Here is a 19,532-nt window from a genome sequence, read left to right as displayed (position 1 = left end):
AAAGGATTGTGCAGGAAAAAGGGATACAGATGACACTATTTGAATATTTTCAGGACGCAGAATGCTTCAGCCTTAAAGAAGCAGTGGCTTGTGTAGAACAGGTAAAAGAGGTAAAAGAACCCAGTATCCGGGCAAGAATTTATGAGGGAATAGAAAAGGGGCTTTTTTCCAGGATAGCCAAAGGAGTCTATACGGTTACCAAAGAACAGGACGGAGAAGAGGTAACTTGTATGATGGTTCAGGGGAATGGCAGGGATTTGAGCTTTTTAAAAGATAACAGTATAGATGCCATTATTACAGATCATGCTTATGACCTGAAAAAAAGCCTGAAAGGGGGAAATCGGGATTTTGCGGCCTATGAATGTTTTCAATATACGCAGGAAGACTTTGATGAAAAATACCGGGTGTTGAAAAAAGGGTGTTTTCTGGTAGAGTTCATGCCGGAAGAAAATGGGGAAAATTATGAATACCTCTATCAGATGAAAAAAATGGCGAAAGAAGCAGGGCTTGAATATTATGCAAAAGTCGCCTGGAAAAAAGGAGATTTCGTTGCCAATACGGGAAGAAAATCTAAAAATACGGAAGAGATTGCATTTTTTACGAAAGGAAAAGCCAGGAATTTACGCCCAGATGCGAAAAAGGATAAGGCGGAGCCAGGAATATCCCACTATATGTCAGGCGCCAGGGGAATGCTTCCAACGGTCTTTGACATTGAACCGCCAGGGAAAAACTCCCGTATTCATCAGGCAGAAAAACCAGTGCAACTTTTGCAGCAGATCCTTGGATTTGTAACAGAAGAAAAGGAGTGGGTACTGGATCAGTTTGCAGGTTCGTTTTCCCTGGGGGAAGCAGCACTTTCCAGTGAACGGAATGCAATCTGCATTGAAATTAATGAAGAATATTTTGAAAAGGGAAAAGAAAGGCTTCTGTCTGCAAAGAGCAGGAGTCGGTAGGAAAGGAGGATATGTAAATGGAACAGGAAGAAAAACTCAGCCTGGATTTTGGCAATGGGGAGATCTATGAGGTCTGGCTGGAAGTTGCAACTTATCCGGCTGATAAAAACATCAAAGTTTGTGTGTTTACGGAAAAAGAGGAAGAGATATGGAAACTTTTTGAATTGACCACAGATATGGGAATTCCGCTGGAAAAGAACCAGACCTTTTTGCTCCCAGGCTATGATCTGGAGCAGATAGTAGAATTTATCAAAAAAAACGCGATTGGACAGTTAAAAGAAGAAATCTGCTGTTCTGGCTGTATGGAATATCCACTGTTTGAATTTCAGGAAGAAACTTTAAAGAAATTGGACCCGGAGGGATATGCAGCCTATGAGCAGGCATACCAGGAACGGGGAGAAGTAAAGAATCCAGAATTTCAAAAGGAAATCAAAACAGCGGATTTTCAATGGGCGTATGGAACCGAAGAACTGGCATTGCGGGTAGATTATTATGCAATGAACCAAAACCTTTATGTGGAGCTGTATAGCCGGGAAGATGGGATGTGGGAACCGTTTTCAGATTTGACCGTAAACCTTCCCGGATATTGCCTGGAGCCTGGAACTGCCTGTATCAGCGGTGATTTTAGTAAGGAAAATATCCAGTTTATTCAGGAGCATGGATTGGGAACACTGCTTCCCTGGAAAGCACAATCCGGTATGGGGCAGTATGCGGTGGTGAAATTTCATCTGGAGGAACTGCGTAAGTTTGACCAGGCTGGGGTTGCCGCCTTTTGCAATCAGCATGGATTACAGAAAACCATGCAGGAAGAGCGAAGACAGAGTAGATAAAAAACAGAGACAGGAGGTTATGTATGGAGATTGAATTAAGTGAGGACCTGCAGCATTATAAAGAATCCCTGGTTCTAGGGCTTACAGCAAAACAGTTTTTGTTTTCGGCGTTGGCATTGGGCGTAGGAACTGGGATTGTCCTGCTTTTGTATGAAAAAATCGGGATTACTTTGAGCTGTTATGTGGCAACCCCTTTTGTTGTACCTCTGGCACTGACTGGGTTTTATAACTATCATGGGCTGACATTCTGGCAGTTTGCAGGGAAGATGATTTATTTTTCCTTTTTTAACCGCCCTTTGGTGTATGGCTCTACGGAATCGGTGCAGGAACTGAAACAGATTTATATGGAAACCCGTCAGGAAGAAGAACGGGAAGTACAGCAAAGGAAAAAGGAACAGAAAAAAGAGAAGAAAGGTGGTGATGTCAACGTGGTGAAAAAGAAGGCAATCCGTATGGGGATCGTAACGGTAGTGATGATTGTACTTGGTGCGGCAGCAGCGGTGTGGTATAAGATGTACCGTTGACCAGAATATTCAATCAAGGCGTGAAATAGCGCCTGCTCTCCATTTCAGGAGAGGGATACACAGACATGTAGCGGCAGATGGAAGCTGCTGTGTTTGTGGCCCCATCTGCCTGAAAGGAGGAAATTAGAGATTGTCAATTTTTTCAGATAAGTTTGACCAGTTAAAAAAAGCAGATAAAGCAGTAAAATCCCCGAAATATCTTCAGGAAGTCATGGGGATTGGGAGAATTGCAGAAAATGGCATTTTTGAAGTAGGGAAGGGGGTATATTCCAGGACATACCGTTTTTTGGACATTAATTATGTAACCGCAGGTGCAGAAGAACAGATGCGAATCTTAAAGCAGTATTGTAAGACGGTAAATGCCATTGATGTATATTTTCTTATTACCATTTTTAATCGGAACAAAAACATGCAGGATTTCCGGGAGCATGTACTTTTCCAGGAAAAAGGAGATGGTTTTAACTGGCTGCGTGGAAGTTATAACCAGATTATTGAAAAGCGCATTGTAGATGGAAGGCAGGGGATTGAACAGGAAAAACTGCTGACTGTATGTGTAGAACGGAAATCCTACGAACAGGCAAAAGCATTTTTTGCCACTTTTGAAGCGACCTTAAAACAGAACTTTGGAGAACTTGGCTCCTGCATTGAAGAATTAAATGCAGAAGAACGGCTGCGGGTACTTTTCAATTTTTACCGTATAGGGGAAGAGGAACAATTTTCCTTTGATTTCAGACAGGCATTAAAAAAGGGCGGTGATCCTAAAAATGATATTTCACCAGGGTATATGCAGTTTTACCCAGGTTATTTTGAAACGGAACGGAAAAAATGCAGGGCATTATTCATTAAAAAATATCCTTCTTCTTTATCGGATACCTTTTTAAATGAGATTACCAGCCTTCCGGTTCATAGTATTACTACAATCTGTATTGTACCAGTACCAAAAGAACTGGCAAATAAGGTTCTTCAGAAGAAATATCTGGGCATTGAAAATGATATTTTAAAGCAGCAGAGAGTCCGTAATAAAAATAACGACTTTTCCAGTGACATTTCTCATATCAAGAAAGTCCAGAAGGAGAAGATTGTAAATCTTATGGACGACGTGCGGGAAAATGACCAGAACCTGTTTTATACAGGGGTTAATTTCTTGATCATGGCAGAGGACAAGAAGGAGTTAGACAGTGTAACCGAAACCATTAAAAATATCGGCAATGGACGCATGTGCCAGATTGAAACCCACTATTATCAGCAGAGGGAAGCTATGAATACCATACTTCCAGTGGGAAACCGGCAGATCAGCACAATGCGGACCATGCTCACCAGGGATATTGCAGCCCTTCTTCCCTTTAATGTACAGGAATTAAACGAAAAGTCCGGCGTCTGCTATGGCATTAACCAGGTTTCTCATAACCTTTGCATTGGAAACCGGAAAAAACTGGCAAATGGAAATGGAATGGTATTCGGTGTTCCCGGCTCCGGAAAATCCTATTTCAGTAAGTCGGAAATGCTGCAGGTGTTCTTAGGAACAGATGATGATATTATCTGTATCGACCCGACACTGGAATATTTTGATATTGCAGAAGCCCTGGGAAACCAGGCAGCAATCATTAACCTGTCTACCTATACAAAGAATTACATCAATCCTTTGGAGATGGACGTTTGGGCGCTGGATTTAAACGATTCTCAGGGATATATCCGGGATAAAGGGGAATTTATGCTGGGGCTGTGTGAACAGTGTTACGGGGATAATCTAAACAGTCGCCATAAATCCATTATAGACCGTTGTGTACGAAAGTTGTATATCGACATTGCAAAGGCAAGGGAAAAGCATATCCCTACCATGTCAGAATTTTATGAGTTATTGTTGGAGCAGCCAGAAGAAGAGGCAAAGGACATTGCTTTATCGTTGGAGCTGTTTGTAAATGGCTCTTTAAATATTTTCAATAACCATACCAATGTGAATGTACAGGCAAGGTTCATTGTCTATGGTACCAGGGACCTGGGGAAAGAGCTGGGAGCCATTTCCACTCTGGTCATGCTGGAAAATATCAGTGCCAGGATTGCAGAAAACGCAAAGAAAGGAAGGGCAACCTGGCTTTATATAGATGAGTTCCATACTGTTCTTGACCGGGAGTATAGTGCGAAATTTTTGTTCAGCCTCTGGAAAAAAGTGAGGAAGCAAGGGGGACTATGCACAGGAATCACCCAAAATTTGGTTGATATGCTGCAAAACTATACAGCCATGACCATGCTTGGAAACAGTGAGTTTATTGCCCTGTTAAAGCAGTCCAATGTAGACAGTCAGGAATTATCCACTGCAGCAGGAATTCCAGAAGCACAATTAAAATATGTAGATAATTCTCCTTCCGGTACGGGGATCATTAAGTATGGAAATACCTGTATTCCATTTGATAACCGTATGGAAAAAGAAGCCAATCCGCTGTATGCGCTTTTCAATACCAACCTTCACGAAAAGGCGTTGCAGACAAAGCAGGAGTAATGTAATCTGAAAGGAACTTTTTCTTTTATCTGTAAAGGAAAAGGTATGACAGACGAGAAAAAAATTAGGCAACAGCAAAAATTATAAGTCGGTAAAGTAGAAAAAGGATAGGACAAAAAGAGTGCAGTTCTTTTATCAGGCACTCTTTTTGTATATCATGGGAAAGGTGGCAGAATGGCTGAAACATATCAAATAGAAATGAATTTAGAGCAGTTGGAAAGACTTTTAAAAAATCTGCCGGAGGGAATTATGCTGGAGATTTGCTTTGGAAAGGAAGAACATGGAGAAGACACATAAAATAGATGTGGTAAGTATACGCCTGGTGGAAGAACCTCCTCTATACAGTAGCAAAGAATTAAAAAATCCCTGTGATGTGGCAGAACTCTTTCAGGATTTTTTAAAAGATTGTGACCGGGAAATGTTCTGTATTTTAAACCTTCGGACAAAAGGACAGGTAATCAATCTCAATGTAGTGGGTGTCGGGACTCTGAACAGTGTATTGATACACCCGAGGGAAGTGTTTAAATCTGCAATCCTGTCTAATGCCAGCAATATCATCCTGGCACATAACCATCCTTCGGGAAATCCGGAACCTAGCAGGCAGGACATGGACATGACAAAAAGATTGGCAGAAGCTGGGCGGCTTCTGGGGATTGAAGTGCTGGATCATGTGATTGTATCAGATGACCGGTATTTTAGCTTCCGGGAGGAAAAGCTATTGCCGGAATATTTCCAGATGGATGGGATAGCTGCGGAGCAATCCTTTCCGTATGCAAAGAGTGAAAGAGAGAAGGTACGTTAATGGGATTGACGGATTAATACGGGAACCATATAATGAGTACAATGGAAAATTTGTTTATAGAAACAAACACGTTGATGGAGAATGTAAAAATTCTGTGATTAGCGTTTAAAGTGTGTTATATTAGGAGGAGAACGATGGGATTAAAAGATGCGAAAGAAGGAAAACTTCTATATCATTTAACAGAATTAAAGAATCTGGAATCTATTATTGATTTTGGCCTTGTGCCGAGAAAGATTCTAAGGGAGAATACGGTAACATTTGGAGATGTAGCAGATCCAGAAATTATACGCAAGAGGGAAAGTCTGGGATTGGACGGATACATTCCATTTCATTTTCATCCATATTCAGCTTTTGATGTGGCTGTAAAGAAAACTCATGCGGGAGAGGAAATGATCTATATCTGTATTACCAGAAATTTGGCAAGGCGCAATAATTTCAGCATTTTACCTAAGCACCCATTGGCATTGGAAGGATGCCAGTTATATGATTATGATGAAGGTTTTGAAATGATCAACTGGGATATTCTTACCAGTGTGGGGCAAAATGACGTGGAAGCCAGAAATATAAAGATGGCGGAATGCCTGAGCCCATTGGTTATTCCTGTTGATGCATTCCAGTGCATCTATGTTTCATCTGAAGAAACTAAAAACAGAGTAACAAATTTACTGAAACAGAAAGGCGTTATCTTTCCACCGCCATTTATTACGGTGATGTCCCAATGGTTTGAATAACGAGAGGAGGTGGTTGTGTTGATTAAATACACAACTGGAGATATGTTTCAGTCTGGTGCAGAGTGTTTAGTTAATACAGTCAACTGTGAAGGCTATATGGGAAAGGGAATTGCGTATCAATTTAAACTGAAATTTCCGGAAAACAATAAAGCCTATATAAAAGCATGTAAAGACAAAACACTTCATGTCGGAACAATCCATACTTTTGTAGAGAATGGCATTACAATTGTAAACTTTCCGACGAAAGATAAGTGGCGTGAAAACTCTAAAATAAGTTATATAGAAACAGCACTGGATGTTCTGGTAGAAAGGCTTCCGAAACTGAATGTAAAGTCCGTAGCGATTCCCCCGCTGGGATGTGGTAATGGTGGTTTGGATTGGCAGACAGTAAAAGAACTGATACAAAAGAAATTAAAACCAATTGCTGATGATTTTACGGTTTTGATTTATGAGCCACAGAGAAATTATGTGCAGAAAGCAGCTACTGCACCTAAACTTACAGCAGCCAGTTTAGTCTTGATGAAACTCAAAATGGGACTGAAACGTTGTACAAAACTTCGTCTTCAAAAAGCGGCGTATTTTATGAATTTATATCTGGAAGAACCTTATTTTTCCTTTCAAAAGTATAAATATGGTCCATATGCCCATTCCATTGATATTGTTGGCAGAAATATCGGAGAGTATCAGAGTTTTTATGGATTAAATGATACAGAATCGACGTATCAGTTAGCTTATCAGGTGATATGCAGTGAAAAAACAACAAAGCTATTGAACCGCCTTTCTCCTGCAATTGAAAAGGCTGTTGCTTATGTAAATGGGATAGAGAGCGACCATGAACTGGAAGGACTTGCAACAGTAACTTATTTAGTCCAGACTTTTTCAAGAATAGATGCCAGCCAGATCGTATCTGAATTTAAACAGTGGTCAGATGACAAAGCAACCCGTTTTACTGAGGATGAAATAAAGAAATACATTGACTGCTTGGAGCAGATGGGTGTGATAGAACGGGATATTATGGGAAACTATTGCATTTCAGAGTATCTTTCTTACAGATAAACAACAATTAAAAAAGAAAATAGGAAGTAACACGAAGAGCATTATCGCTAAAAACGGTAGTGCTTTTTTTGTGCATAAAAAGGAGGTATTGCTACGTGGAAAAAGGTGAGATGGGCGAGAATGCCACCGGACGTTTGGCAACGTATTATGTGGCAGAATGTATGGAATTTAACCGCTATGGAGAATACAGGGAGGATATCCACAGTGCAGAAGAGGCAGTAAAGATCTATCAGAGTATTCCTTCTGAAAGGTTGAATGCAGGAAAAGGAATTGGGCTTCATGTGGAGGAAGAAGATGGTATTCCATTGGAATTTTCCCTGGTTTATAACGGAGAGTTGGATGTGGATCTTTTGAGAGATATCTATGATCCAAACCAATACCCAGAGGTTTTTATAGCTGCCAGGGAACTGAGTGCTTATCTTCCGGAAACAAAAGTCATTGATACCAAAGGGCTTTTAAAAGAGAAAACCTTGGAGGCTACTGTTTTTGCAGATGAAATGATAAAACTGGAAAAAAATCTTGACCCTGATTTTTACCATACCTTTTATCCGAAAGAAGCAGAACATAAGGAAGCTATTATATGGAAAGCCTTATGTCAAGATGGAAAAGAGGAATACAGCAGGTGGCTGGGAAGCAAGATATTTGAGCAGAAACCAGAGCTGAAAGAACAGGCAGACAAACTAAAGACAACACTGGAACAGGTAAAACTTATTCCGCCGGTGGACTTGAAACCCTTTGTGTATGTGCGGATCAGTGAACACCCGGACATTCCATTGGAAGAAGCCATGCCATTAAATCAAGCGGTAGAATTGTTCGGAAAGCTGGATCGGCAGGCAGTGGAAGAGAAAGATATGGCAGGTTATTACAAAACACATTTTGAAATCTGTTTTCTCTCAGAGGGGGAAGTCATGTCTTATACCGGGCGCCAGGATTTTGGTGACGGGGAAGGAAATCTGCTGGATCATGTAAAAGCATTTGCAGATTATTATCTCCATACAGAAGAAGGGCAGAAGCTTATGAAACAGACCGCCAGGACAACAGAAGAATGGGAACATGAACAACAGCAAATGAGATGGGTACTGGAGGAGATGCTTCCTACCCTTCAGTATTTCTGCAACCTGGAAAAACTGGAAACAGCGGTTCTGGAAGAACAGGAAATAGAAAAGAAAGTCCCTTTACTGACGCAGGGGGACGCATCACGAAAAGCATATCAGGAAGCCATGCTTGCCTATATCCGGGAAAGCAGGATTGCATTAAATACAGGGAAGGAGCTGCCTTGTATGCCGGATATCCGGGATTTTGCAACTGCCTGTCCGGATAAATCATACAAAGAACAGGTTATGGAAGAGATACGACAGGAAGCAGAGTCATACGGTATGACCGTAGAAGCGTATGCAGCAAATGGATATGAGCCGCCAAAAAGGGGCGGCAGATAAAATTAGGAAAGGAGGCGGAGTTTTGGCCATGTAAAAGATATCTTCCCTCCTGAAAAAAATTGGATTTAGAAAAAACAGCAATAGAACGTATCCGCACTGCCAGCCAGATGTCCCTGCAACATTATGGGCTTCCTTTGGTAGTGACGGACAGTGGAGGAAAAGACAGCGCCGTATGCAGGGAACTGGTACGGCGTTCCGGCGTGCCATTTGAACTGATGCACAACCTGACTACTGCAGATGCCCCACAGACTATTTATTATGTGAGGGAACAGTTTCAGAAGGCAGAACAGGCCGGTATAACTTGTAGTATCAATAAACCTTACTATAAAGGGCAGCGGATAACTATGTGGAGCCTGATCCCCATGAAAATGATCCCTCCTACCAGGACTATCCGGTATTGTTGTGAGGTTCTAAAAGAAAATGGTGGGGCTGGGCGTTTTATCACCACAGGTGTCCGGTGGGCAGAAAGCCGAAAGCGGAGGAAAAACAGGGGGATTTATGAAAATTTTGTCCCAAATGGAAAAAAACGTGCCATTATTTTAAATAATGATAATGATGATACCAGGCGACTCTTTGAATCATGCCTGTCAAGGGGCAAACACGTATGCAATCCCATTGTTGACTGGAGTGACCAGCAGGTCTGGGAGTATATCCAGGCAGAGAAAATACCCATGAACCCTCTTTACGAAATGGGATTTCACTGGGTTGGCTGTGTAGGCTGTCCTATGGCAGGAAAACAAAGATACCGGGAGTTCCGCATCTTCCCGACCTATGAGAGGGCTTACCGGCGGGCTTTTGCTAAAATGCTGGAGTTAAGGAAAGCTGCAGGAAGGCAGTGCAATTCCCGCTTATGGTCAGATGTAGATGCTTTTTTCCGTTAGTGGATGGAGGATCCTGGTATCCCCGGACAGTATGAATTGTCCTTTCATGAAGATACCAATGAGATTTATTATGACTATTTGTAGTGGAAGAGAGGAGGAATTATCGCAAAATATCAATTATCTTTTGGACTGCAGTATGAAGCCTGGATGCTGGAAATCCGTATTCCGGACTGGCTGGAGTTTCCTTCTAAGGAGCAGGCACTAAAATATGGTGAGCAAGCTGAGGTTTCCGTTTTCTTAAAAGCGGAAGCTATTTTTTTGCTCTTTGATGGCAGTAAGGAGAAGATTTTACCGCAGCAGACGGAACTTTATCAGTTTTCCTACCTGAAAGAAAAGACTTATGACAGACTGGGACCGCCACTTTCCCCGGAAGACATAGACCATTTGGTAGAAGTGGGGGAATTGGAGCAGGTACTGTTCAGTGAAAAATATATCCTGACAGAAGATGATTACCAGGAATTTTCCGGAAACCTTATGGAAGCCTTTCAGGAATTGGAAAAGGAGTACGGTCCACCACCCAGAGAAAAGGAACAGGGGTATCTGTTTCAGGCGCTCTGGTATCAGGCAGAAGAATTAAACCCCGGAGAGGGGGACTGCTTTGGAGATTAAGGTAAAAAAAGAAAAAGAGCCGGAGCTGAAATTAAAAAAAGAAGCCCAGGTGACGGTGCATAAGAAAAATCCTATTTTATCTGCAAAGGAAAAGAAAGCTGCTTTTACCTCTAAGCCGGTGGCCGATCTTTTAGGGCAGAGAAAGAAAAAAGAAGGGGCAGAAAAAGGGAAACAGCCGAAGCAGGGCAGAGAAGCGCTGTTTGAAAAACAAAAGGAAAAGAAAAAGCAATCCGGGAAAGAGGCAGCAATCCGGGGAGCAGCAGAAGATAGAAAACAAAATGGAAAGGCCAAAAGCACCGTATCTGTACCGGGAACCTTACAGCCGGATCAGATGAAACAGGGGGTAGCACCAAACAGTCAGCCCTCTGCTGGTTTCCAGGCGAAGGAACAGTATCGGAGGGAACAGGCTGCAAAGCTGGCGGAAACAAAAAAATCTTCCCTGGCGAAGCAGACTGCCATAAAAGGGGTACGCCGGGGAGAGGCTGCTATATTGACCCAGTTAGAGGGCGGGGAGGAAGTCAATGATTCCCTTTATGTCATGGGGACAGCAACAAAACCGGCAGAAAAGCTGTGGAAGGATCGGAATTATAGAAAGGCAGAGCAGGAATTAAAGGTAAAACAGGCAGATGGGAAGATCACCAATAAGCAGTTTTACAGACAAACAAGAGCAGTGAAAAAGAAACAGATGGAGAAACAGAAAAAACAGGCAGTCCGGCAGAGAAAAATCCAGTATATGATCAATAAGCTCACCGGAAATGGGCAGCAGGACAGTTTGGCACAGGTGGCAAAAGATATTGTAAAGATGAAAGCCTCTGTGTTTATGCTGAAGGTGGTCCAGTTTGCCGGGGCGCTTTTGGCTCCGCTGTTCAGTATTCTTCTTGTGGTGGCAATCCCTGTAGTGATTATCTTTTTCCTCTTATACTGTTCGCCACTTGGTGCGTTCATGCCAAATCCGTCTGAGGAGAACCCTACCGTCCGAGAAGTTTTAAGCGGTTACTACATGGACTTTAATACAAAACTTGGACAAAATGGGAAAGATGGGGCAGTTACCTATCTCCATGAGAAAAACGGGAATTATGTGAGTAATTACTATGATACTTTAATGGTTTATATGGTGAAGTATGGAACCGGGGATATAGGTGTGGATATGGATCAGCGGCATAAGGACAAGCTGAAGGAAATCTTTGATGAAATGAACAGTTTTGAAAACACGACCATAACCACCACCATAAAGGCAGGGGAAAGCCTGGGAAATGTTGTCACCAGCGGTTATTGCCAGTGCAGTATCTGTTGTGGACAGTGGGCAGGAGGACCTACAGCCTCCGGTGTCATGCCAAAACCGGACCATACCATTGCAGTAGATGCACAAAACCCCTTTGTCCCTATGGGAACCAGGATCATTATGAACGGGATTGAATATACCGTAGAAGATACCGGAGCATTTGACCGGTATGGGGTACAATTTGATGTTTTCTGTGCAGATCATGCAACTGCGTCTGCCTGGGGACATCAGACTTTTGAAGCGTTTCTGGCAGATGGGGACGAAAATGAGATTACGGTAACAAAGAAGGGCTGCTACGTCAAGAACCTGAATTATGAGGACTATATTGCACTTGGAAAGCTGACCGAAAAAGAAGAAGAACTTTTAAGGGAAGTCATGAGTGAGGAATTCCGAAATGAGATCCCTTCCTTTGGCGTAGGAAGTGACGTTGCAAATCTGGCACTGACGAAGGTAGGCTGCAAATACAGTCAGGAACACCGGTATGAGGAAGGATATTATGATTGCAGTTCCCTGGTACAGCGGTTGTATCAGGAGGTAGGCATTTCCCTTCCGGCGATTGCCTCTACCCAGGGAGAATTTATGGTAACACATGGGTTGGAAGTTACAGAAGGCGAACTGGAGCCGGGAGATCTGATTTTTTATTCTTATGAGCAGAATGGGCAGTTCCGCAATATTTCCCATGTGGCAATTTATGTTGGTAATGGCAGAATGGTACATGCAGCCAACAGCAGACGTGGAGTAGTGAATGACCCGTTCAATCCGTCGAACATTGGGCTGTATGGAAGACCCAGCCGCTTGCAGTAAGAAAGGAGAAGCATGGACGAAAAAGAATATGAAGTGACCATAACAGAAGTCCTGGAGAAAAAAGTAAGATACCGGGGCAGGAATGAACTGGAGGCAACTGCAAAAGCAGAAGCAGATTATTATGCAGAAAAAATCGTGCTGGGGGCAGATGATTTTTCCTATCGTGATATTTCTGCAAAAGAACTGGTACCTGTAAAAGAAAGAAGGAACAGCAGATGAAGCATATCACAAAAGTACGGGAACTGTATGAGGAAACCATACACTGGATTTCAGAGTCGGAGGATTCCTGGAAAAATTTTCTTTTCTGCATGGGGCGCTTGTATCAGTTGGACTTCTTAAATACCTGTATGGTATATGCCCAGCGCCCAGATGCGTCCGTTCTTGCAGGATATGATGCCTGGCTGGAAATGGATTTGCCGGTTGCCAGAGGAAGTAAAGGAATTGCAGTATTTCCTTCCAAAATTTTCGGGGAAGGAGTTACCCATGTTTATGATATTCAAGATGTAAAGGGACAGGGAATCCGGCCCTGGAACTGGCAGGTGAATGGGACAAACCGCAGACTGCTGGCAAGGGAGCTGTTCCCGGAAATCTACGAACAGGAAAAAAAGTTTAAAAATTCTTTAGACGCCTTTACAAGAACAAATGTTTGGTTTATGATAGAAGAGGAATATGAAATTTTAAAATCCTTGCAGAAGCTGGCTGTCCTTACCGGAGAGGGACAGGAGGTAAAAGAAAACCAGATTACAGAGTTTCTTGTAAACAGTGTCTGTTATGCGGTGGAAAGCCGCTGCGGTATCCGAGATGACACCCTGGATTTTTCTTTTATCTGCGGTTTTTCAGAGAATGAGGAGGTTCTGTACCGGACAGGACGGTTAGTATCCCATTTATCTGGGCGGATTGTGTTACAGATTGCAAGGACCATGAAGAACATAGACCTTGAAAGGAGGCAGTATTATGGAAGGGATCGCAGGAATCCAGTACAGGGAAATGAATGGCGTACAGATACCAGTCTTAGAGGGCGTGATGAGCGAGGAGAAGATACTGGCGTCCCTGAACCGTTACGGCAGGATCGCAGCACAGGAAATGAAGAGAACGGACCAGGCACAATACGAAATGATGCTCCTGTCCGGGAAACTGATGGAGCGGCTTATGAAAATCCAGACAGAAGCGGAGGAATACCACGAGAAACTGGCAGAAAGTCTTCTGAAGACCTGGACCAGAGAGGACAGGACCGACCCTTACAATACGTTGGAAATGACCAACCTTCGGATACAGGCGGACATGGAAGCGCAGAAACAGGTTATGGAGGAGATCATTCACCCCAGGATCGGATAAAACAGGAAAAAACAGAAGAGGATACAGAGAAAGGAACTGCTTCGGCGGTTCCTTTTCTGTCTGGGGAGATAGAACCTGCACAGCCGGAAAACTGGCAGAAAGAGAAAATCCTTCTGGAAATGACAGGGCAGGAGATACCATATAAAATTTATGAGTTTTACCGGAACAATCCAGAGGAAACAGACCGGGAAGCCTATCTTTATGAATTGTATGGAGATGTAAAAAGAGAAGCCCATACAAAAGACGGTATCCTGACCGCAGAAAGCGGTTCCAGTGGTTTTTATATTCTTTGGAGTGAGGGAACTTCCATGAAGGAGGCGTTCTGGTACTGGGACGAAGTTTCTTTGGAAATTGGGAAACGGATTGAAAAAGGGACCTATCTTCCTTTGTTATCTGTATCGGAGGAAGCCTTAGAAAATGGGGAAGAAACAGAGGAAGAAACCTTACAGCCAGAGAAAGTGCAGGAAGTGATTGAGGAAAAGGAACCAATCCCATTAGAAGAGATTGGCATAGCCTTTTATAAACAGAATATCCAGGCGGATATTTTAAAGAAAATGCTCTGTCTGGTCTATACGACCAATCAGCTACCGGAAGAAAAAGACCATTTTTTGAAGATGCTTTTGCTTCGGGAAGTACCGGAAGGCCAGCCTTATTATCTGGTGCGGACAGAACATGGAAGCTATGAGCTTTGTATTCAGGAAAATGGGATTAAGATCACCCTGCCGGAAAGCCAAGATTTTCTGCAGGAACTTTCCTGGGATCAGTTTGGCGGGCTTACTGCACATCTGGCAGAGGAGGACCAGATTGCCTATACCGAAGATTCAGAAACCTTAGAGCAGCAGGAGAATATGTACCGTCTGCTTCCCTGGTTTCCTGCATTATGGGAAGAATATAGCGAAATTCTTAAAAAAGAAGAGCTTTGGCAGGAAGGAAGAACCTCTGTCCAGACAGAAGGTAAGGTAGAAGCCGGAGATTATTATTACCCAGAAGGGTGGCTTCAGTTTACCGGTGGGGATAAAAGCCGGTATCAGAAAAATATCCGGGCGATCCGTATCTTAAAAACACTGGAGCAGGAAGAGAGAAATGCCACAAAAGAAGAACAGGAAATTCTTGCGGGGTATGTAGGGTGGGGCGGGTTGCCAAATGCTTTTAACAGTAAACGCCCGGAGTGGAAAAAAGAATATCAGGAATTGAAGGAACTGTTGACCGCAGAAGAATACGCCCAGGCAAGGGCCAGTGTCAACAGTTCTTTTTATACGCCGCCGGAAGTCGTGCGGGGTGTTTATAAAGCCCTGGAGCAGTTTGGATTCCAGAAGGGAAAAATTCTGGAACCGGCTATGGGGATTGGAAACTTTTTTCATGGTCTTCCGGAAAATATGCAAAAATCCCAGCTTTATGGTGTGGAGATTGATGCCATAAGCGGAAGGATTGCACAAAAGCTCCACCCTTCAGCCAGTATCCAGATCAAAGGATTTGAAAAAACGGAATTTGAGGATAACAGCTTTGATGTGATTGTGGGAAACGTGCCTTTTGGGGACTTCCGCTTGTATGATCCCCGATATAAAAAGATGAAGCTGAAAGTCCATGATTATTTTATCCGGAAAAGCCTGGACCTCCTTCGGCCAGGAGGCATTTTGGCAGTGGTAACTTCAAAAGGAACGTTGGATAAAAATGACAGCACTGTGAGAAAAAATCTGGCAGAACAGGCAGACCTTTTAGGGGCAGTCCGGCTTCCGGCAGATTCTTTTGGAAAGAGCGCCAATACCGCAGTTACCAGTGACCTTTTGTTTTTTCAGAAAAAAGCAGAGCCTTCGATTGGGGAGCCGATCTGGACTTATACAGGGCTTACAGAAGACATGGTGCCGGTGAATGAGTATTATCTGGAACACCCGGAAATGATGCTTGGGAAAATGGTCTGGTTTGAACAGTTTTTCGGGAAAGATTCCAAATATACAGCCCTGGTCAATGAAGCGGAAGACTTTGACCTGGAAAAAGGAATTTTGGACGCAGTTGGAGAGCTTCCTAAAAACTGTTATGAAGAAAGCATAGCAGAAAAAAAGAAGGAAGAGCAGGACGTCTTAGCTGCTTCTCCAGAGATACCTAATTATACGTTTACGGTGATACAGGACGAAGTATATTACCGGGAAGGGGAGTCTTTATACCGGAGCCAGGTAAAGGAAAGTGTGAAGCGTCGGATACGTGCCATGCATAAGATCCGCCTTCTGGTGCGTGAAATTTTACAGATACAGCAGGAAAATTGTTCTGACCAGGAACTGAAAAAGGCACAGGAACAGTTAAACCGTTTGTATGATGCCTTTGTGAAAACGCATGGATATTTCTGTGACCGGACAAATAAAATGGCGTTCCGGCAGGACAATGATTATCCCCTGCTTTCTTCCCTGGAAGTGGTTGACGAGGACAAAAATGTAACCAAAGCTGATATTTTTTACAAAAGGACCATACGCCCCAGAGATGTGATAGACAAAGTGGAAAATGCCCAGGAAGCATTGCATATCAGTCTGTCAGAATATAACCGGGTGGATATTCCCTATATGCTCTCTCTTTATCCGGGAAACAGGAAAGAAATGCTCCAGGAATTAAAAGGGTTAATCTACCAGAACCCGGTACTGGCAAAAGAAGAAGATCCCAATGCAGGGTGGGAAACCGCAGATGAGTATTTAAGCGGCAATGTGCGGCAGAAGCTCCGTACTGCTAGGATTTATGCGCAGAATAATCCCTTGTTTGTAGACAACGTGGAAGCACTGGAAAAGGTACAGCCAAAAGAACTGACAGCGCCTGAGATCAGTGTAAAACTGGGAACAACCTGGATTGAAAATGAGGATTACGAACAGTTTATCTATGAGCTTTTGGAAATCCCGGAGAGCAACCAGAGAAACTATTGCGCTCATAGTGGCCATGCCCTCAAGATTGAGCGCTTAGATGCAGATATGTCTTACCATATTGACAGGGGAAACTTTTTTGGAGGAACCATTCGTACCAGACAAACCTATGGCACAAGATTTATGGATGCGATCAGCATTATAGAGGAACTGTTAAACAGCCGGATTGTGACCATAAGGGATCGGGTGCAGGAAGGGGAAAAAATACGTTATGTGATCAATCGGAAGGAAACCATGCTTGCCAGGGATAAGGCGGAGCAGATAAAAGAAGCCTTCCGGGACTGGATTTTTAAGGAGCCGGAGCGCAGAAAAAAATATGTGGATTTTTACAATGAAACCTTTAACTGCGACAGACAACGAAGCTATGATGGCTCTTATTTAAAACTGCCGGGACTGAACCCTCTGCTAAAGCTGCGTCCTTATCAGAAAAATGCTGTGGCAAGGGCATTGCTGTGTGGAGGAAATACCTTGCTTGCCCATACGGTAGGCGCTGGTAAATCTCTGGAAATGATCTGCATCTGTATGGAGATGAGGAGGCTGGGGCTGGCAACGAAACCCCTTCTTACCGTTCCGAACCACCTGACCTTCCAGATGGGAGCAGAATTTTTGCGCGCCTACCCAGATGCGAAGATCCTGATTACCAGAAAAGAAGATTTTCAGAAGGAAAACCGCAGGCGTATGATTGCCAGAATGGCAACAGGGGATTATGACTGTATTATTATTGGCCATACTCAGTTCCAACGAATTGCCATTTCCCCTGACCGGCAAAGAGCCATGATGGAAGAGCAGGCAGAGCAACTGGTAGAAGCCATTAACCGGGCAAGGGAAGAAGAGGGAAAGAACTGGTCCATAAAGCAGATGGAAAGCAGAAAGAAAAAACTGCTAGAGAAAATCGAAGAACTGAACAATGAAGAAATCAAAGATGATGTGATGTACTTTGAAGAAACGGGCGTAGACGCCTTATTTGTAGACGAAGCACACCTGTTCAAGAACTTGGAAGTTTTTACGAAAATGAACAATGTTGCGGGCCTGGGTTCCAGCGGTTCCCAGAGGGCTATGGATATGCGAATGAAAATCCAGTATATCAACGAAAAAAATCAGGGAAGGGGCGTCATTATGGCAACGGGAACCCCTTTGTCAAATTCTATGGTGGAACTTTATGTGATGCAGTTATATCTGCAGGAAAGGCGGCTTCACGAAAAGGGGATTTACCATTTTGATGCATGGGCTTCTGTGTTTGGGGAAGTTACCAGTTCCCTGGAATTGGCACCGGAGGGTACCGGTTACCGGATGCGGACCAGGTTTAATAAGTTTATCAATCTGCCGGAACTGATACACCTGTTTAAAGAAGTGGCAGACATCATTCTGCCTGATATGCTGGATATTAAGCGGCCAGAATTAAAGGACGGAAAATATAAGGTTATAGTATCGGAAGCCTCTGATTATGTCAAAGAACGTATGCAGGAAATGGTGGAAAGGGCAGAAGCAATCCATAGAGGTGTGGTAGATCCAAAGGACGACAATATGCTCCGGATTACCGGGGAAGCAAGGCTCTTGGGTACAGATTCCCGGCTTTTGGACAGTTATGCTTCGGTAGATTCGGATTCCAAACTGAATAAAGCAGTAGAAAACATTTACCAGGAATATGTACAGTCCCAGGAACAGAAAGGAACCCAGATTGTCTTTTCGGATATTGGGACACCCGGACCTGGAAAAGCATTTACCGTCTATGATTATTTAAAACAGGAACTGATTACCAGAGGTGTTCCAGAGGAAGAAATCTGCTTTATCCATGATGCAAAAACAGATGAACAGAGGGACCGCATGTTTTCCGATGTCAGAGCCGGAAGGAAACGGATTATTATAGGAAGTACCGAAAAACTGGGGGTAGGAACCAATATCCAGACCAGAATGGTGGCGGCTCATCATATCGACTGTCCCTGGAAACCCTCTGATATTGAACAGCGGGAAGGGCGTATTATCCGCCAGGGGAATGAAAATGAGGAAGTCAATATTTACCGCTATGTAACAAAGGGTTCTTTTGATGCTTATTTATGGGGCATTGTAGAAACAAAACAGCGGTTTATCAGCCAGGTATTTACCAGCCGGGAACTGGCAAGGATCTGTGAGGATATAGATGAAACCGTACTAAACTTTGCAGAGATTAAAGCGGTAGCTTCTGAAAATCCCCTGATCATGGAAAAAATACAAGTAGATAATGAAGTAGCACGTCTGAGAATTTTAAAAGCTGCACATGAAGGGAAAAGGTTTGCCCTGCAAGATGCGGTCACTTTCCAGTATCCGAAAAGGATAGAAAGTCTGAAGGGAGAACTGCAATTACTTCAAAAGGATTTGGAGCGCAGGAACCAGGCTATGGAAGTACAACCGGGGTTTGCAATCACGCTGCAGGGAAAAGTTTATGAGAAACACAAAGAAGCAGGCGAAGTTCTGCGTGGGATTATAGAAGGAGTGACGGCTTTTACCAGGTACGAAGTCGGTATGTATAAGGGGTTTCAGGTATCTGTTCAGAATGATATGCTGGGGCCGAGCTTGTTCCTTCAGGGAGAGAAGGAGTATAGTGTGGAGTTAAAAAGCAGTGACTCCGGCAACATGGTTCGTATAGAAAACCGCTTGAATGCCCTTGATAAAGCAGTGGAGGAGGTTCAAAAAGAAATTAAGACCTGCGAAAATGAGATAAAAAATGCAAAGCAGGAATATGAAAAGCCCTTCCCGTATGAGGAGCTTTTAAAAGAGAATATTACCCGGCAGATGGAGATTGATGCAGAACTGGAAATCAAGGACCAGGAGGAGTGTGTGGAAGTGCAGGAGGAAACTAAAAATCTTCCATGCCAGACAGCAGTTCGGTAACGAAAAATAGAGTAGAAAAGGAGA

14 protein-coding genes are annotated in these 19,532 nt (G+C 43.3%); all 14 read left to right on the top strand.

The window, feature by feature from the left end:
* Window positions 1–8: 8 nt before the first annotated feature.
* The 14 genes from OCV72_RS07390 (at window position 9) to OCV72_RS07325 (ending at window position 19,508) form a co-directional block, all read left to right on the top strand.
* Window positions 9–953 (top strand): DNA-methyltransferase, encoded by a 945-nt coding sequence (locus OCV72_RS07390; protein WP_242856463.1) that lies wholly within the window; start codon window positions 9–11, stop codon window positions 951–953.
* Between the two features lie 17 nt (window positions 954–970).
* The gene (locus OCV72_RS07385) at window positions 971–1,783 is read left to right on the top strand and encodes a DUF4313 domain-containing protein (RefSeq protein ID WP_081019432.1); all 813 of its coding nucleotides are present in this window, start codon (window positions 971–973) and stop codon (window positions 1,781–1,783) included.
* Between the two features lie 23 nt (window positions 1,784–1,806).
* On the top strand, window positions 1,807–2,307 hold the full coding sequence (locus OCV72_RS07380) for a PrgI family protein (protein WP_055056111.1): 501 nt from the start codon (window positions 1,807–1,809) through the stop codon (window positions 2,305–2,307).
* Between the two features lie 130 nt (window positions 2,308–2,437).
* Window positions 2,438–4,804 (top strand): VirB4-like conjugal transfer ATPase, CD1110 family, encoded by a 2,367-nt coding sequence (locus OCV72_RS07375; RefSeq protein ID WP_025577466.1) that lies wholly within the window; start codon window positions 2,438–2,440, stop codon window positions 4,802–4,804.
* 174 nt (window positions 4,805–4,978) lie between these two features.
* Window positions 4,979–5,101 (top strand): hypothetical protein, encoded by a 123-nt coding sequence (locus tag OCV72_RS07370; RefSeq protein WP_255610470.1) that lies wholly within the window; start codon window positions 4,979–4,981, stop codon window positions 5,099–5,101.
* On the top strand, window positions 5,085–5,606 hold the full coding sequence (locus OCV72_RS07365; protein ID WP_055056110.1) for a JAB domain-containing protein: 522 nt from the start codon (window positions 5,085–5,087) through the stop codon (window positions 5,604–5,606). Before OCV72_RS07370 ends, OCV72_RS07365 begins: the two co-directional genes overlap by 17 nt.
* A 134-nt stretch (window positions 5,607–5,740) precedes the next feature.
* Window positions 5,741–6,337, top strand: a complete 597-nt coding sequence (locus OCV72_RS07360) for a DarT ssDNA thymidine ADP-ribosyltransferase family protein (RefSeq protein ID WP_025577469.1) — start codon at window positions 5,741–5,743, stop codon at window positions 6,335–6,337.
* 15 nt (window positions 6,338–6,352) lie between these two features.
* On the top strand, window positions 6,353–7,393 hold the full coding sequence (gene darG / locus OCV72_RS07355; protein ID WP_207642806.1) for a type II toxin-antitoxin system antitoxin DNA ADP-ribosyl glycohydrolase DarG: 1,041 nt from the start codon (window positions 6,353–6,355) through the stop codon (window positions 7,391–7,393).
* Between the two features lie 95 nt (window positions 7,394–7,488).
* Complete coding sequence (locus tag OCV72_RS07350; RefSeq protein WP_055056109.1) at window positions 7,489–8,829, top strand: LPD25 domain-containing protein; 1,341 nt, start codon at window positions 7,489–7,491, stop codon at window positions 8,827–8,829.
* 59 nt (window positions 8,830–8,888) lie between these two features.
* Window positions 8,889–9,710: a phosphoadenosine phosphosulfate reductase family protein gene (locus tag OCV72_RS07345; protein ID WP_172704712.1), complete on the top strand. Its 822-nt coding sequence runs from the start codon at window positions 8,889–8,891 to the stop codon at window positions 9,708–9,710.
* Window positions 9,711–9,857: 147 nt separating this feature from the next.
* Window positions 9,858–10,319: a hypothetical protein gene (locus tag OCV72_RS07340; RefSeq protein ID WP_025577477.1), complete on the top strand. Its 462-nt coding sequence runs from the start codon at window positions 9,858–9,860 to the stop codon at window positions 10,317–10,319.
* A complete protein-coding gene (locus tag OCV72_RS07335; protein WP_055056108.1) occupies window positions 10,309–12,405 on the top strand; it encodes a C40 family peptidase in 2,097 nt (698 codons plus the stop codon). Before OCV72_RS07340 ends, OCV72_RS07335 begins: the two co-directional genes overlap by 11 nt.
* 12 nt (window positions 12,406–12,417) lie before the next feature.
* Window positions 12,418–12,624, top strand: a complete 207-nt coding sequence (locus tag OCV72_RS07330) for a DpnD/PcfM family protein (protein WP_055056107.1) — start codon at window positions 12,418–12,420, stop codon at window positions 12,622–12,624.
* The gene (locus tag OCV72_RS07325) at window positions 12,621–19,508 is read left to right on the top strand and encodes an N-6 DNA methylase (RefSeq protein ID WP_055056106.1); all 6,888 of its coding nucleotides are present in this window, start codon (window positions 12,621–12,623) and stop codon (window positions 19,506–19,508) included. The genes OCV72_RS07330 and OCV72_RS07325 overlap by 4 nt, the downstream gene beginning before the upstream one ends.
* Window positions 19,509–19,532: the final 24 nt, after the last annotated feature.

This window comes from Dorea amylophila (assembly GCF_025567265.1).
Taxonomy (GTDB): Bacteria; Bacillota; Clostridia; order Lachnospirales; family Lachnospiraceae; genus Dorea_A; species Dorea_A amylophila.
This window is presented reverse-complemented; position numbering and strand designations above follow the sequence as displayed.